The organism is Deinococcus sp. Arct2-2 (assembly GCF_004801315.1).
Taxonomy (GTDB): Bacteria; Deinococcota; Deinococci; order Deinococcales; family Deinococcaceae; genus Deinococcus.
Genome location: NZ_SSNW01000069.1, coordinates 15,709 through 31,174, shown reverse-complemented (window position 1 = coordinate 31,174; position 15,466 = coordinate 15,709). Strand labels below are relative to the sequence as shown.

Annotated in this window: 16 protein-coding genes and 2 pseudogenes; 12 read left to right on the top strand and 6 right to left on the bottom strand. The window is 62.0% G+C overall.

What is annotated here, in order from left to right; translation table 11 throughout:
• Both E7T06_RS21575 and E7T06_RS20770 read left to right on the top strand, forming a co-directional pair.
• A partial coding sequence (locus E7T06_RS21575) for a hypothetical protein (RefSeq protein ID WP_205751001.1) occupies positions 1 to 430 on the top strand: 430 nt, incomplete at its 5' end.
• 20 nt (positions 431 to 450) lie between these two features.
• Positions 451 to 1,162 (top strand): annotated as a pseudogene (locus E7T06_RS20770) (IS6 family transposase).
• Positions 1,163 to 1,270: 108 nt separating this feature from the next.
• Here E7T06_RS20770 and E7T06_RS20765 read toward each other — a convergent pair.
• From E7T06_RS20765 to E7T06_RS20750, 4 genes are all read right to left on the bottom strand, one after another.
• Positions 1,271 to 2,107: a glucose 1-dehydrogenase gene (locus E7T06_RS20765; RefSeq protein WP_136367668.1), complete on the bottom strand. Its 837-nt coding sequence runs from the start codon at positions 2,105 to 2,107 to the stop codon at positions 1,271 to 1,273.
• A 177-nt stretch (positions 2,108 to 2,284) separates the two neighbouring features.
• Positions 2,285 to 2,632, bottom strand: a complete 348-nt coding sequence (locus tag E7T06_RS20760) for a hypothetical protein (RefSeq protein ID WP_136367667.1) — start codon at positions 2,630 to 2,632, stop codon at positions 2,285 to 2,287.
• A gap of 521 nt (positions 2,633 to 3,153) precedes the next feature.
• Complete coding sequence (locus E7T06_RS20755; protein ID WP_240741207.1) at positions 3,154 to 3,660, bottom strand: hypothetical protein; 507 nt, start codon at positions 3,658 to 3,660, stop codon at positions 3,154 to 3,156.
• Between the two features lie 605 nt (positions 3,661 to 4,265).
• Entirely contained in the window at positions 4,266 to 5,258 is a 993-nt protein-coding gene (locus E7T06_RS20750; RefSeq protein WP_136367666.1) for an asparaginase, read from the bottom strand.
• A 171-nt stretch (positions 5,259 to 5,429) separates the two neighbouring features.
• Here E7T06_RS20750 and E7T06_RS20745 point away from each other — a divergent pair, with 171 nt between their 5' ends.
• From E7T06_RS20745 to E7T06_RS22000, 10 genes and pseudogenes are all read left to right on the top strand, one after another.
• Complete coding sequence (locus E7T06_RS20745; protein ID WP_136367665.1) at positions 5,430 to 5,729, top strand: transposase; 300 nt, start codon at positions 5,430 to 5,432, stop codon at positions 5,727 to 5,729.
• Positions 5,726 to 6,571 (top strand): IS3 family transposase, encoded by an 846-nt coding sequence (locus tag E7T06_RS20740; RefSeq protein WP_136367664.1) that lies wholly within the window; start codon positions 5,726 to 5,728, stop codon positions 6,569 to 6,571. The genes E7T06_RS20745 and E7T06_RS20740 overlap by 4 nt, the downstream gene beginning before the upstream one ends.
• Positions 6,572 to 7,095: 524 nt before the next feature.
• Positions 7,096 to 7,713 carry a TetR/AcrR family transcriptional regulator gene (locus tag E7T06_RS20735; protein ID WP_136367663.1) on the top strand — a complete coding sequence of 206 codons (618 nt, stop codon included), beginning with the start codon at positions 7,096 to 7,098 and terminating at the stop codon, positions 7,711 to 7,713.
• A gap of 102 nt (positions 7,714 to 7,815) precedes the next feature.
• Positions 7,816 to 8,397: a cupin domain-containing protein gene (locus tag E7T06_RS20730; RefSeq protein ID WP_136367662.1), complete on the top strand. Its 582-nt coding sequence runs from the start codon at positions 7,816 to 7,818 to the stop codon at positions 8,395 to 8,397.
• A gap of 275 nt (positions 8,398 to 8,672) precedes the next feature.
• The gene (locus E7T06_RS20725; RefSeq protein WP_136367661.1) at positions 8,673 to 9,398 is read left to right on the top strand and encodes a DUF4386 domain-containing protein; all 726 of its coding nucleotides are present in this window, start codon (positions 8,673 to 8,675) and stop codon (positions 9,396 to 9,398) included.
• Positions 9,399 to 9,447: 49 nt separating this feature from the next.
• Positions 9,448 to 10,431 (top strand): NAD-dependent epimerase/dehydratase family protein, encoded by a 984-nt coding sequence (locus tag E7T06_RS20720; protein WP_136367660.1) that lies wholly within the window; start codon positions 9,448 to 9,450, stop codon positions 10,429 to 10,431.
• On the top strand, positions 10,428 to 11,852 hold the full coding sequence (locus E7T06_RS20715; protein WP_168733695.1) for a multicopper oxidase family protein: 1,425 nt from the start codon (positions 10,428 to 10,430) through the stop codon (positions 11,850 to 11,852). The genes E7T06_RS20720 and E7T06_RS20715 overlap by 4 nt, the downstream gene beginning before the upstream one ends.
• A 281-nt stretch (positions 11,853 to 12,133) precedes the next feature.
• Positions 12,134 to 12,790, top strand: a complete 657-nt coding sequence (locus tag E7T06_RS20710; protein WP_240741206.1) for a transposase — start codon at positions 12,134 to 12,136, stop codon at positions 12,788 to 12,790.
• A complete protein-coding gene (locus E7T06_RS22005; protein WP_240741205.1) occupies positions 12,741 to 13,142 on the top strand; it encodes a transposase in 402 nt (133 codons plus the stop codon). Before E7T06_RS20710 ends, E7T06_RS22005 begins: the two co-directional genes overlap by 50 nt.
• A 209-nt stretch (positions 13,143 to 13,351) precedes the next feature.
• Positions 13,352 to 13,714 (top strand): annotated as a pseudogene (locus E7T06_RS22000) (integrase core domain-containing protein); the annotation flags it as partial.
• 212 nt (positions 13,715 to 13,926) lie between these two features.
• On the opposite strand, the gene E7T06_RS21425 reads toward E7T06_RS22000, so the two are convergent.
• Entirely contained in the window at positions 13,927 to 14,064 is a 138-nt protein-coding gene (locus E7T06_RS21425; protein ID WP_168733693.1) for a hypothetical protein, read from the bottom strand.
• A gap of 243 nt (positions 14,065 to 14,307) precedes the next feature.
• A complete protein-coding gene (locus tag E7T06_RS20695) occupies positions 14,308 to 15,342 on the bottom strand; it encodes a hypothetical protein (RefSeq protein WP_168733692.1) in 1,035 nt (344 codons plus the stop codon).
• Positions 15,343 to 15,466: the final 124 nt, after the last annotated feature.

The window sequence follows — 15,466 nt, the reverse complement described above, 5'->3', positions numbered from 1 at the left end:
CGGGAACAGCGAGGCAGGTCTCATATTCGCGACTCAGTTTAATCCCGTATCATCCCTCCTTGACAGGTCGCTTCTCGGCGATGCGCCTGCTGAACGTCTGAGGAACGTCAGCATGGCGAATCGGTGGGATGTTCGACTCCCGGAAATTCGCAGAGTTTGCGCTCCAAATACCCGGAAGTTCGCAGCGTTTATACCGGAAGTTCGCAGCATTTTTAAAGCTGAACTCCCGGAAGTTCGCAGAGTTTGTATTGTGAACACCCGGAAGTTCGCAGAATTCATACCGGAAGTTCGCAGAGTTTTGGAAACTCGACTCCCGAAAGTTCGCAGGATCTACGTCGAAAATGCCGATTCAGCCGACAACGAGCGCCTCCGCCTGATGATGATCATCACTTCTTTTAAAGCTTTTAACGGTTGTGTTGCCTTGATCTGAGCGGGGTAGGCTGAGCCGCCGTGACCGACGCCAAGCCTTACCGCCACCGTTTTCCCATGACCATCATCCAGCACGCACTCTGGCTGTACTACCGTTTCCCGCTCAGCTATCGAGATGTTCAAGAATTACTGCACCAGCGCGGCCCAACAGGTCAGCCACAAGACCCTCCGCGAATGGTGTATCAAATTCAGCGCCCTCTTCGCTGAGGAACTGCGCCACCGGGAACCCCGACGGGGTTCCCGGTGGCATCTGGACGAGGTGTGTACGAGCGTTAATGGTGTCCGACACTGGTTGTGGAGAGCAGTGGACGAGCACGGCTTCGTGCAGGGTATCCTGCTTCAGCGGCACCAAGACACTGAAGCTGCGAAGACCTTCCTAACTCGCCTCCTAAGTGAATACGACGTCCCAGAGGCCATTCGAACCGACCAGCTACGGAGTTACGGCGCAGCGATTCGGGAACCCCCGAGCTTGGTCAACGTCGACCACCAGCAAGTGATCTCCGCGGCGCGCTGCAACAATTTGATCGAACAATCTCACCGTTCCACACGGCGTCAGGAGCGACAACAGCAGGGCTTCAAGCGAAGAAAGCGAGCGCAGGAATTCCTGAATCTGCACGCCAGGATCGACAATCTTCACCAGCACACCAGAACCAGCGTTTCCGCCAGAAGTAGACGAAATAATCAGAGAAAAGCGTTTCAGACGTGGTCAATGGTCGCGGCAGGGGCGGCCTGAACCTGAGGCCGCCCCTGCCCTCAGTCTGCCGTGACGCCAGTTAAGGCAACACAACCCCAGAAAGTCCTGAATCTCAGCGACCAGCCCATCGCTACACTCAGGCCTGCTTCAGCGCGGCCCGTGGTTAAAGGTGGCGGTGCAGCCACCGTCTACCGTGACAATAGATCCGGTCATAAACGAACTGTCGTCAGAGGCCAGAAAGGCGACCACGCGGGCCACTTCATCCGCCTGTGCCTGCCGCCCTAGGGGTTGCAGCGCAGCATTGGCTTCACGCCGTGCCCGTGCGGCAGCTGCCTGCTCGGCTGGCAATTTGGCCACGCTGCCGCCCATATCGGTATCGATGTACCCCGGACAAACGACGTTGACGCGGATGCCCTGGGGTCCGTAGTCCACCGCAAGCTGCCGGGTCAGATTGACCAGCGCGCCTTTAGAGGCACAGTACGCTGGCGCCCGCAACGCCCCGATCAGGCCATAGGTCGAAGCAATATTGATGATGGCCGCTTGGTGGCCGCTGGCAAGCAGATGCGGCATCGCTGCTTTCACGCACAAGAAGGGACCACGCACGTTGACCGCCATGACCCGGTCCCACAGCTCTATGTCCATCTCATGGGCCAGACTGGACCCCCCTGAAATTCCAGCATTGTTGACCAGGATATGCAGCGCGCCGTATTCCTCAACGGTCTGTTCGATCAGGCGGGCCACCTGTGCGGGTTCCGAAACGTCACAGGCCACAAAAACAGCCTGACCACCTGCCGTGCGGATCAGGGCAGCGGCAGCTTCGCCCGCCTCAAGTTGCATGTCGGACACCACCACCCGCGCCCCCGCCTGTGCCAGTGCCAGCGCCGTTGCGCGCCCGATGCCGCCGGCCGCCCCGGTGACCACTGCCACGCGTCCTGTCAACTTGCCGTGTTCACTCCTCTGAAGTTCTTGGTCAGGTAAAGGCATAGGGCCAATGTACACATGCTGCAGGCCTCTTCTGTTGCTTAACCCTTCAGGCAAAAAGCTGTGCCTCAACCTGTTTTTCCTCTGACCCGCAAGTGGCGTGGGTGCAGTCGCTGGACCGTATCGAAGATGGATCAGTTCAGCACAGGGAGCAGTCCACCTGTCTCGACTGCACTGAGGTCACAGGGGCTTCATCGGTTTCATCGGTGTCATGGGTTCCATGGGCTTCATACCCTGACCGTCCGGCACAGCCTTCAACTCGACCGCCCCGTGTTTGCCCAGGTCGGGGGCCTCGCCCAGCGACTGAACCTGGTTGCCGTACAGCGCGAAATACACGGGCGGGTTGGTCCGGAGTTCCACCACAAAGCGGTCCTGGAGCCGGTGGACCTGAGGCGGAGCGGTCCAGGTGCCTGTTGTGGTGCCGGACGCCTGGGCCTGTCCCTGCTGCTCAACAGAGATGAGGGTCTGCTCGCCGTGCTGCTCAAGCGTGAGGGTCCGGCCATCATCGAGCTGCGCTTGGTAAGCCATGCCTCAGCCTATCTGCTGGATGCCGGAGGTTTGTTGGGCTCAGCTTTACCAATGGATCAAGCGGGCTTGTTGGCGCTTCAAACGGCTCTCAGACCCTACAGAACCGACGACCGGACGCTGACATGAACAAAATGTGCGGGGCGTGCTCTACCCACGCGGCATCCTCGGGAGTCACCACATCTGGGGCGAGTGGGGTACCTCATCTGGATACCAGTGACAGAAGACCGGCGGGGACATGCTGTGGCCGGGGTTTGGCCCTGGCTCTGAAGAATCGTGGGTGAGCAGGGCGCCGCGCTTGACCAGTGGGTGCAGCGCCACCACGCGCTTTGTTTACCGTTTGATCCCAGTCAAAAGCCATTCTGGAGTGGTGAGTCATCCGTCAATCTGACCGTGCCTTCCGGTGTTCCTCCCGGGGGTCGTTCGGAGGGCCGAGAAAAAGCCCACCTTGCGGTGGGCCTGGACGCCTGGGCTGTTGATCACGCCCCTAGGCGGGTCAGTTGGAGCGTGCCGTTGTTGCGGTCTTACTGAGCGTGTTTGCGCACGAGGATGACGTCGTACATGGTTGTTCCCGGGCGCTGCTTTACGGTCAAGTTGGCGCTCGAGTCGTCATACAGGCTGAACTTGCCCACCATCTGCAGGCGCGAGGTGGTCATCTCGTCCGACTCGTAGCCCTGCCCCTTGAGCTGATTGGCGTAAAAGTCGTACACCCGCACCAGGCTCAGCGTCAACTTGAACGAAGACTTCCAGGTCGAGACCGCAGTGGTCGTCGTGGAGACCACTGGCCGGGGCGGCGTGGCCACTGTGGCGGAAATTTGGTAATGCGCCACATCGGTCACCCAGTCCTGGGACGCCAGCGGCTTGACGATGATGGACAGGGCCTGCGCCAGACCGTTCTGTCCACCTTTGATCTTCACGGTCGCAAACCCCGTCTGCTGATCTCCTTTGAACTGCGCGATGTCGTCGAGATCCAGTTCCTCCGTACTTGCCACCGCCAGCACAATGCCCTGCACGAACCCGTACTCGTCCACGTCCCACCAGAGTCAGTCTCGAACGCCATCGACGCTCGTACAGACCTCGTCGAGATGCCACCCTAAACCCCGACGGGGTTCACGATGGCGCAGGTCTTCGGCGAAGCGAAGTCCGAATTGTATGCACCATTCGCGGAGGGTTTCGTGACTGACCTGTTGGGCCGCGCTGGTGGAGCAATTCCTGCACGTCTCGGTCACTCAGGGGAAAGCGATAGTACAGCCAAACCGCGTGCTGGATGATCGTCATTGAAAAGCGGTGGCGGGCGGGTGTCCGGTCACTCACGGGAGGCCAGCGTACCCCGATTCCGGTTAAGGCAACACAACCTAGGAAACTTCTATGCGCGCACGATAGTGGCCTGAAAAGAAAGGTTAATTGCAGCGTGCCCGGTACATCGACCTTCCGTAGCGCCTCATGAATGCACACCTACACCGCGATCAATACTGGCAGTCCGTTGACTGAGCCTGGCAGACGAGTCGGAGACTGTGTTTTTCGTTGAGATCAACCGATCCAAGCTGCGAAAAACAATGTGTCTCTGGCGGCAGCGCAGCTACTCAACGGACTACCAATACTCTGGACCCTATTGATCTGGCGCGGGTCCCACTCTTCAGGACCACACCAGCGGAAGATGGGTCTGAATGCGGCCGACCTCTTGCCCGGCCCAGTTGCGGAGTTCGGAGGGAGCCAGCGCCCAGACGGCTTCTGTCAGGGGAACGCCCAACGCCTTCAGCACGGCCAGGGCCATGGGCGATCTGGCCCGCTCCCCTCCGTCCATCACTTTGAAGGCCACCCCCAACGGCCCAGAGGGGGTGTCTTGCAGGGCCATTCCGTAGAAGGCTTCGGCCCCCATCTTGGCCGTCAGGCCCGGCACCAGCGGCATCAGGGTGGTATCCAGCCGTCCGGGGCCAGCAATCAGGAAAGGGTGGGCCTGCATGGCCTGGGCAATGCGTGCCAGCGCCTGGGCATGGGGACCAGAAGGAGCCGCCAACCGCGCAAAAATACGGGCCGTTCCCCGAAGAGGCAGGGCAAAGGCGGGCACACTGCACCCGTCTACGCCCGCGTGTATGGCCTCCAGAGGCACGTCGGCCAGGCTGGCGTGCAGCGCCCGAATCTGGACCTGCAGGGGATGGGCCGGGTGGGTGTAGCCCTCACGCGGCAGGCCCAGGCGGACGCAAGCCAGCAGCATTCCGGCGTGTTTTCCAGAACAGTTGTGGTGCAGTGGGGTAGGGGTCTGCTGACTCTGAATCAGGCTGGCGGCGGTTGGCGCATCAAAAGGCGGATGGGTACCGCACCGCAGATCGGCCACGCTGCTTCCCGAGCGGGCCAGCAGACGCTGAACCACCGCCAGATGCTCGGGCGTTCCGGCATGGCTGGCACAGGCCACCGCCAGTTCATCCTGCGGAAGGTCGGGCATGGCCTCGGCCAGCGGAAGCGCCTGTACCGGCTTGCTGCTGCTGCGCGGAAAAGTCGTCAGCTCAGCGTTGCCGCAGTGGGCTTTCAGGTGGCCGTTGGCGTCCACCACCGCCACGTGAATCTCATGCCGACTTTCTGCCTGCCCACCACGCGAATAGGTGATGTGTCCAACCTCTGATGGGGTCATGACTTTCAGCCTAACCCGGCAGGGAGACGCAAGGAGCGATCAATGGATGTTCTGTGCCTCAATGGCCTGATGTGATTGATCACGGTGGACTGACCCCATCTGACAGGACCACAGGCTAAGACACTTCGCCCCAGTCAGCAGATACGCTGACTGCATCGCGAAGGAGATCAGATGCCAGGACGAAATCACAGCCGCGAGTTCAAACTTGAGGTGGTCAGCCAGATCAACACCGGCCAACACACCACCGCCCATCTCAGCCGGACTCATTCCCTGGCTCCGAGCTTGATTCATCGGTGGCGAAAAGAGGTTGAGGCGCGTGGGGAAGCCGCTTTTACCGATGGTGCCACGACGGATCGCAGCGACGAACTCCGCATTGCCGAGCTGGAACGGTACTGCGGTCAGCTGGCTCTGGAGAACACGATCTTGAAAAAATCGTTGGCGACGTACCGCTCGAAACACGGCACCACATGATCACGGATGCGCGGAGCGCGCATCCCATGGTGTCGGTACGTCGCTTGTGTGAGCTGCACGCGGTCAGTCGGTCGTGGTATCTGGGTCAGCAGACTCGGACACCGGTCAACCCGGATCTGGAGCTCACGAAGGAGATTGAGGCCATCGCGCTGAAGTGGACGGGCTACGGGTACCGTCGCGTCACCCATGAACTGGCCCGCCGGGGACGCCCGACCAACCACAAACGCGTCTTACGGGTCATGCGAGCAGGGGGGTTGTTATGCCGTCCCAAACGGCGATTTCAGGTCACGACGGACTCGACGCACAGCGAACGTCGTTTTGAAAACCTGTTGCCAACAGTGGTGCCGACTCAACCCAACCAAGTCTGGCAAGTCGATCTCACCTACGTTCGGGTCAAGCATGGCTTTGTGTACCTCGCCTGCGTCCTCGACAGCTTCACCCGAGAAATCGTGGGCTGGGCCATGTCAAGGTGTATTGACGCGGCGCTGGCGTTGAAAGCGCTCAACAACGCGCTCACAGCGCGTTGCCCAGCCCCAGGCTTACTGCACCATTCTGACCAAGGGTCAGGGTACGCGAGTCGCGTGTATGTGGAGCGGCTTCGGGAGGCTGGTCTGATTCCCAGCATGTCCAGAAAGGGCAACCCCTACGACAACGCCCGCATGGAAAGCTTTTACAACACCCTGAAAACGGAAGAAGTTGATCTGCAGGACTATTTCGACTTCGACGACGCACAGCACCACATCAACCATTTCATCGGTCAGCTGTATAACCAGGAACGTTTGCATTCCAGTCTCGGCTATATCCCACCGGCTGAGTTTGCCACCCGCTATCATGCCGCTTAGAAGTGACTTGCCTGCTGGCCCGGTACTTTGGGTTCACTCCAATGTCCCACAGGTCAGTCATACGGACCAGCTGCGAAGTGACAGCGCGGCGATTCGGGGGATTTTCAGCCTGACGGACATCAATCACCAACAGATGAGTTCCACGGCCCGCGGCACCCATTGAATAGAACACTCTCACTGGCCTACTTGGTGTCAGGAACGCCAACAACAGGGATGGGAGCAGAGGAAAGGGGCGCAGGAATGCCTTCACCTGCACGCCCGCATCACGAACCTTGACCCTCTTTCCCGCACCAGTGTTTCCGGCACAACCAGAAACAAGCGTTCCAGACGTGGTCGTTGGTCGCGGCAGGGGTGGTCTGAGGTTCAGGCTACCCTTGCCCTCCAGCTGCCTGAGGGCTGACTAAGGCAACACAACCCCTCAAACGTCTCACCCACAGTGAGAGACATTTCCAACTCTCAATACAGAACTGACTTTGAAATCCGAAACACATTCGAACTGAAATACAATAGTGTATCCTTATGGCATGACCACTTCTCCCGTTCGCACACGCCTCACCCGGGAGGAAAGCCGCCTTCAGACACGGGCAGCTCTGCTTGACGCGGCGAAGACCCTCTTTGCCCGCCAGGGATTCGAGGGCACCTCGGTCGAGCACATCACCGAGGCTGCGGGCTACAGCCGCGGCGCGTTTTACTCCAACTTCGAGGACAAGCAGGTGCTCTTGATCGCCCTGATCGAGCGTTGTTTCGAAGACGACCTGGCGGGCGTTGCTCAGCTCAATGGCAGCATGACTGCTGTCAGCGCCGGCTTCCAGCAAGCGGCCGATCTCGAAGACACCCGGCACCGTGAAGCCCACCTGCTCAAGATGGAATTCTGGATGTGCGCCTTACGCTACCCCGCCGTCCGCGAAGCGTATGAACGCCACCATTCCCGTCTGCGCACCGCGATCGGTACCTTAATTGAAGCGCAGTTCGCCGCAATGCACCGCTCTTTGCCTGCTCCAGCCGATCAACTCGCTGCAGTGGTCGTCGCGCTGCGCAACGGCCTCGACACCCAAAAACTCATCAACGGCGCGGCGATCCCCAACGGCCTCTACGGCCTGACCCTGCACCTCCTGCTCACGGGGCAAGCGCCCACCGAATAACGCCTCCCGCGACAGTTCGATCACCCCCCATTCCGAGGGCGCCCCGCGCCGCTCGACCGGCCGCTCTTGCTCTGCAACGCGGCCCAACAGGAGGAAATCCGTATGGCCCGAATTGGAGACGTGCTGGAAGGCGGCGGGAAACGCCTGGTGTTCCGGGAAACCAAGGCAGACACGAACGGCGCGCGGCTCGCCTTTGATGAGTTCGTGGAGGCGGGTGTGAGCGCCGTGCCCGCCCATCTCCACCCCCAGCAGCGCGAACGCTTTACCGTCGTCGCCGGGACATTGGGACTTCAAGTGAACGGTGAGCAACGCCTCTTGCAAGGAGGTGAGTCCCTGGACGTGCCGGCGGGCACGGCACACACGTACTGGAACGCGGGCGAAGGCGAGTTACACCACATCGTCACGCTCGAACCTGCCCTTGACCATGACCGCTTTTTCGAAAGCGTGTACGGACTCACCGCAGAGGGGTTTACGCCGGACAAGAAGACGTTCAGGAATCTGCTGCTGGCCGCCGGACTGTTCGCCCGTCACGAGAACTGGATGGTGGGCGTGCCAGTAACGGTGCAGAAGCTCGTGTTTCCCCTGCTCGCGGCCCTCGGACACCGGCTGGGCCTGCGTGTGTGGAAGCCTGAGTACGCTGCACGTCAGAGATCCGTGCCGCTGGACGTCCCAACCACCGCCTGATTCCCACTTGACCCACATTCGGACGTGCCCTGTGCCCGTTCGGGGTCACCCATGGCCACCCACGCTCGCCGCACCCAGAGGAGACCACCCTGCTGAGTTCTACATCCCGTGACTTTCCCGCTCGCCGCCCTCGGTGGCGCCTCCCTCTGCCTGACTGGCCGGGGCTTGGCCGTGGCCTCCGGCAACTTCAACCGAACGCGCGGTGGGAGGCCTGCGAACAGCGCGGCTTCTCTCCCCACTTCTAACCTCGACAGATCCGGACAAAGGAGTTTGCCATGACCACCCTGACCCCTGCACCTTCAGCCACCGTCTCCGTTCGTCCCACGCCCCGTGTTGCTCTCTTTGCCGTCGTGGCCGCGCAGTTCGTCTTGATGTTTGCTGCGTTTGGCGTGCTGGCGACCAGCATCAACTGGCCACAAAGCCTCGACTTGAGCGCGGCGCAAGCGCTCCCACTGATCACTGAGCAGGCGGGGCCCGTTGCCCTGGGCTACACGTTGTACTTCCTCTCGGCGTTCTTGCTCATTCCGCTCGCGGTGCTGACCCATCTGGCGTTGCAAGCCCGCACAGCGGGGGGCGTGTGGCTCAACGTTGCCGCTACCTTCGGGGTGCTCGCCGGGCTTCTCAAGCTCCTCGGCATTGTGCGCTGGCTGGTGGCGATGCCAGCATTGGCCAACGCCTACGCCACTGGAAATGACAGCACCCGCGCCGCCGCTGCTGTCATGTACGACGCACTGAACAACTACGCGGGCGGCGTAGGAGAAGTGCTGGGCGTGCAGCTCTTCGCGGGGCTGTGGACCCTCATGGTCAGCCTGGTCATCCTGCGCTTGCCCAGAGGCCGAATGCTGGGTGGGGCGGGCCTCGTCTCCGCCGCCTTGTTGCTCGCGGCCCTGGCGCAGGTGTACGGCGCGGACTTGGGGGGCCTCATTTTGACGATCCAAGGCCTCTTGTGGCAGTTCTGGTTGCTGGCCTTGGGGGTGACCTTCCTGCGCGCCCGCCGCTGACCACTTGGCCTGCTCTCACTGGCTCCCTTCAAATCTCAAGGAGAACATCATGACCACGAGTACTGAACTGCACGTCGTCCTGGGCGGCACCGGCGCCGCCGGGCGCGCGATCGTCGGAGCCCTCGCTCACCTCGGGAAGTCGGTGCGCGCCGTTTCCCGCACCGACCGGGGAGGCTGGCCGGACGGCGTGGCCTGGCACGGCGCAGACCTGACCAAGCGCGACGACCTGCGCCCGGTGTTGAGCGACGCCTCGGTTGTCTACATGGCGGCTCAACCCGCGTACGACCGCTGGCCCGAGGAGTTCCCGGCCCTGATCGAGCATGTGCTCAGTGCCTTGCCCTCACCCGACACGCGGCTCGTGATGGTCGACAACTTGTATCCGTACGGTCCGGTCGACGGCCCGATTCATGAGCACTTGCCGAGCGCCGCGACCGACCGCAAGGGCCGCGTCCGTGCCGAAGTCGCGCGGCGACTGCTGAGTGCCCACGAAGCGGGCCAGGCACGGGTGGCGATCGGCCGCGCCGCAGACTTCTACGGTCCGGGCGTCGAGGCGAGCGTCGCCGACCTGAACTTCTTTCGTAAGATCGCGGCGGGCCAGGCCGTCCAGTGGCCTGCGCGGCTTGACGTGCCCCACAGCTTGACGTACATCCGCGATTACGGCCGCGCCCTCGCCCTGCTCGGCACGCGTGAGGCGGCGCTCGGGCAGGTGTGGCACGTTCCGGCGAGCGAGGCGTTGACGGGACGGGCCTTTATCGAACTCGTCGCGCGCCAGGCGAACGTGCCCGCCAAGCCGGGCGTGCTGCCGAAAACGGCCGTGCGCCTCGCTGGGCTGTTCAACCGCATGGCGCGCGAGTTCGGCGAGATGTTTTACGAATTCGAGCGCCCCTACGTCCTCGACGGTTCGCGCTTCGCGGCCGCGTTCGACTTTGCGCCGACGCCGCACGACGTGGCGGCGCGCGAAACGCTCGCGTGGCTGCGCGCACACGGCAGCGGAACGGTCGCCACCCCAGCCGTGGCCGGAAGAGTGCCGTGAGCTTCTCCCCCTCCCGGCGACGCTTTCTCAAAGGCACATCCCTCATTGTGGGCGGCGCGGCGCTCGCGCTGGGGGGAGGCAGCCTCGTGGCTTCCGGCGCCTTGACACCGAATGACGCCCCGACCCAGTCCGGTGAACGTCTCACGCCGCCCCCTACCCTGTCGGTGCGCCGCGAGGCTGCCTTCGTGCGCGCCGCTCTGTTCACCGCCGCTTCCCCGGTGCGGCTTGCCGGACACGCGGTCTCGACCCTCACTTACGGTGGAAGCGTGCCTGGCCCGACCTTGCGGCTGCATGAGGGCGACCACGTTCGCCTGCACTTTCGCAACCGCACGGCCGAGCACACCAGCCTGCACCTGCACGGCCTGCCGCTCTCTCCGGAGGCCGACGCGCCATTCGGGCACCAGATGCCGGGCGAGGCCCGCGACATCGAATTCGACGTGCCCGCTGGGGCTGCAGGTACCTACTGGTATCATCCGCACGCACACGGTGACGTGGCGCGCCAACTCTTCGCGGGCCTCGCCGGCGCGGTAGTCGTGGCAGGTCCCCTCGACGATGAGCCGGGCTTGCGCGACGCCGACGACCGCCTGATCATCCTCAAAGACTTTTCGCTTTCGGGCGGGCAAGTGAACGCCCACGCCCCTCTGGACGGCCAGGGCAAGCATGGTTCCATGACGCTCGTGAACGGTCAGCACCGTCCCGTGCTGCACGCCACCAGCGGCACGCTGCGCTTGCGGCTTCTCAACGCCTCCACCGCGCGGCCGTACCGGCTCGCGCTCCAAGATCACGAGCTGCACCTGATTGCCACGGACGGAGGATTGATCGAGAAGCCGGTGGCCCTGACGGAACTCTTGCTCGCGCCCGGCGAGCGGGCCGAGGTGTTGGTCAGGTTGCGCGGCGCAGGGCGCTTCGAGCTGCAGCGGCTCCCATACAACAACGGGGCCGTGGATCAGGGCAGCGCCGATTCCCTGCTGACGGTGCACGCGCCAGCGGGACTGCGGCCGGTCCGGCTCCCTCACGTGCTCGCTTCCGTTGAGCGCCTTGACCCTGCAACTGCGGTCGCGACGCGCCGCCTCGTCTTCGACGCCACCTTCCCGCTGCGTTTCCACATCAATGGGCAGTTCTTCGACCCGGCGCGCACCGACTTCACTGGACGCCGCGGCACCCTCGAACTGTGGGAGCTCGAAAACGCCCACGCCTTCGACCACCCGTTTCACCTGCACAGCTTCGGTGTGCAGGTGCTTGAGCGCGGCGGTCTCCCCGAGCCGTTCCGGGCCTGGCGCGACGTCGTGAACTTACGCGGAGGCGAGCGCGTCAAGATCGCCGTGCCGCTGCAGCGCTTCACGGGCCGAACCGTCTTTCACTGCCACGTCGCCGAGCACGAGGACCGCGGCATGATGGGCGTGCTTGAGGTGCGGGACTGAAGTGTCCGAACGCAGCGGTAGGGTTATTGATTCCTGGGGATACCTCAGTTTTTATGTCTTACGCCTGACGTCCATTCCTGATCAGAATGGGGAATCAGGCCAGCCCGAACCAGTCAGCCAGGCTCAGTTTTAGGCCCACCAAGGCCGTTACGCAGATCTGGCCGGTTCGGGCGCTCTTCTCGAACACTGAACGCTCTCCAAGGCACAGAAGCCTGCACTATAAGAACCAGTTCCGAGGGAGCTCGACCTGACAACTCACCCGACTCTCTAGGAGGTTTGTGATGCATGTTCTCGGCTTGGATATCGGGAAAGACACCATCTTTGCCCATCTGTTGTTGGTGGATGGCACACACCATTCGTTGGCGGCCGTGCCCAACACGGCCATTGGCTTCCAGCAACTTCTCCAATGGGCGAGCAAACACCAAGCTCATTGCGCGTCATTGCACGTCGTGATGGAAGCGACGGGCGTGTACTGGGAGAGCTGCGCGCAGCATCTCCATGATCAAGGATGCCAAGTAAGTGTGGAAAATCCTGCGCGCATTCGGTATGTTGCCCACTCGAAGTCGCGTCGGGGCAAAACGGATGCGATGGATGCCGAGTTGATTGCCCGGTATGGCGCAACCATGTCCCCCAAGACCTGGTTGCCTCCCAGTCCAGCGCTGCATGAGTTGAAATTGCTGGTTCGCGAGCGGTCGGCGCTGCTGGTAACGCTGAACGCCGAACAAAATCGGCTCCATGCCATGAATCACCGAGCCGCGGCAAATCCCGTGCTCTTGGGCCTGATCCAGGAACGCGTGGCGTTCCTTAAAGTGCAGGTGCAGACCTTGGAGCAGGCGATGCACACGCTGGTGAGGGCAGATCGTTCTCAGCGAACCCCTCCATCTGCTGATGACCATTCCCGGCTACGGCTTTCTCAGTGCCGCGAGTGTCCTTGCTGAGACGGATGGCTTCGCGCTGCTCGAGACGGGGACGCAGATTTCTGCTTATGCAGGAATTGCGCCTGCACCTTTTGAATCCGGAAGCAGTGTTCATCGACGTGGACGCATTTCCAAGGTTGGAAATGCTCATCTCAGGCGGACAGCGTACCTCGCCGCCTTAGGCGCTCAACGTTCGAAGAGTCGAATGGGCGACTTTTACCGTCATCTCCGCGCTGAGGGCAAGCCGCCCAAGGTCGCTTTGGTCGCCCTCGGGCGCAAACTCCTGCGGACGGGTCTAGCTGTGGTGAAGTCTGGCCAGCCCTACCAAGAAACATACCAACGAACCCAGCTTCCTCGTCCTTCCAGCCCTTGACCGCTGGGCCGAATGACGCTATCTGCGGACTTGAAGAAACGCCTCGAGAATTGACACGAGGTGAGGCATGTCCAAACGCAAGCAGTACACCAGAGAATGGAAGCTCGAGGCTGTGCGGCTCGCGAACGAGCCGGATCAGAGTTTTGTCCAGGTCGCCAAGAACTTGGGTGTCAGCGCCTCAGCGCTACATCGCACGGCTAAAGACGGATCTGCCGTTGGCGGCCTTGCAGATGGCCTTCGCGGGGCGAAGTCCCCCACCCGGCGTGATTCATCATTCGGATCGTGGGTCGCAATACACGAGTCGCCTGTATCAATCGGCGTTGCGGAAAGGTGGTGCCATGCCGAGCATGGGGAAGAAAGGGGATTGTTTCGATAATGCTGTGGTGGAGTCGTTTTTTTCAACCTTGAAACGGGAATTGCTGTTAGACCATGTGTTTCACACGCGCCAGGAGGGGCGCAACCAAGTCTTCGAGTATCTCGAGGTCTTCTATAACCGCCAGCGGTGGCATTCGACTCTGGGCTATAAAACCCCGCTAGAATTTGAGCAGCTCAGCATTCACGCCGTGGCGTAACTGCAAGTACGTAAGATCGAGGCAAGCTCACCCGTGCCCTGCGACCCACTTGAGGCGGCACAACCCTCAGGCGCGAACTCCTCCTTCCCGAACAACTCGACAAAAAAGCCGACCCAAACTAGAGGGTCGGCTTTTAACCGTCATGAAGTTGAAACGTGCTGCGGTGAGCGCGAGCGCCCTTCCCGCCCCGTCCTTCGGCAAAGACCTGCCCCTCATGCTTGGGGATCAGCCGCTGCACGCTCGCCAGTCCCCCCCGTCCCGCTCCCTTCATGCACGGTGTGGAGCCGCTGGAACAGGTTGAACAGCCGCCCCTGATAGCGCGGATCGAAGCCCAGGCCGTTGTCCTTCACGCATACCTTCTAGGATTCGCCGTCATGGCCCTCAGTGGCAGGGAAAGAATCATCTGCTGTCCAAAATCTCTCCGGCCGTGCGTATGGCGGCCGAACACCAGATCCCCTTCTCTAGCTTGCTTGAGCGTAGGCCCACACTGGCCTTGCTGTGGCCGTTCTCGCGCTCATACCCCCTATTCCTTCCGATAAGTCGGGCTGTTTGCGTGAGGGAGCCGAAAAAAGCCGAAATGTAAACGTATTTGATTAGCGGCCGCTGCTGGCGTTCAGCTGCGCGATCCACGGATGCCCGGGCACAGACGTTTCCAGCCGAGCTTTCAGCCAGCCCTGCTGCGCTGCGGTGAGGTGCGGCCGCAGCCGCACAAAGTCCCGCTGATCCTTGAGTCGAATGGGTGACCCCACTTGGCCAGCCTTGAACAGCAGCGCAGCTTCCGGCGTCAGATAAGGCAGCTCCTGCGGCCCGAACTGCCTCGCCTCCTCAAGCGGAAGGGTGATGTCCGGGTTGCGGCGATACCTCCATTGTCCGTCGCTGAGGTCAGTGAGCATCAGGTCCAGCATCACCACCTCCCGCAGATCTGGGTGCCGCGCATGCACCTGGAAGCTGGGCGGATTCAGGGGCGGCACCCAAGGCTGATACTGGCGGTTCACAGCCGCATCCAGACGCCAGCCCAAGTGCTGCAGGTGCTGCTGAAGTTCGGGCTGCCGGTCGCGGGGCACAATGACGTCCAAGTCTTCATGTGGACGGGTTACGGCGCCGACGTGCAGGTCCAGAGCCATGCCGCCCGCGAACATCCATGGCCAGTCCAGAGGGGCGAGCATCTGGGCCACAGCACGCGCGCGCTGGAAGCCGATGGTTCGGGCGTGATGGACGGTCGCCCGCTCGCGGAAGACCGTGTCAGCCGCTTCACGCCCGTCCCGCCGGAACACCTGCGCGTACTCTGCAGCGGCCTCCGGGTCAGCGGTCAGCAGGGCACTCAGGGCGTGCTGGTCAGCACGCCAGCTGGTGGTCTCGTCTACCAGGACCAGGCGCCAGCCCGCCGGGTTGTGCCAGTGCAGGCCTTGTGGCCGGTAGCCCAAGCTCTGGAGCGCCTGCTCCTGAGGAGCAGTGATGGTGCCAGGAACGAGGTCGACATGCAGCTCCGGCACGTCGAGGTTCTGGAGACCCAAGACACTGCCCGGTCCGCCGATCTGGACATGGAACACCCCGTCTTCTCGGTTGCGGTCAAGGAAATCACCCAAGGCGGCACGCAGGTTTGTTAGGGCCAGTTGAAGGTCAGGCATGTGGGCAGTGTGCTGGGCCAAACTTAGGGAGCACATCCGTCATCTGGACAGTGCGGTCATGCGTGACGCTAATCCCAGACATGTAAACCACTGGTAGACGCGGGCCACCATTCGTCTGAGTGAA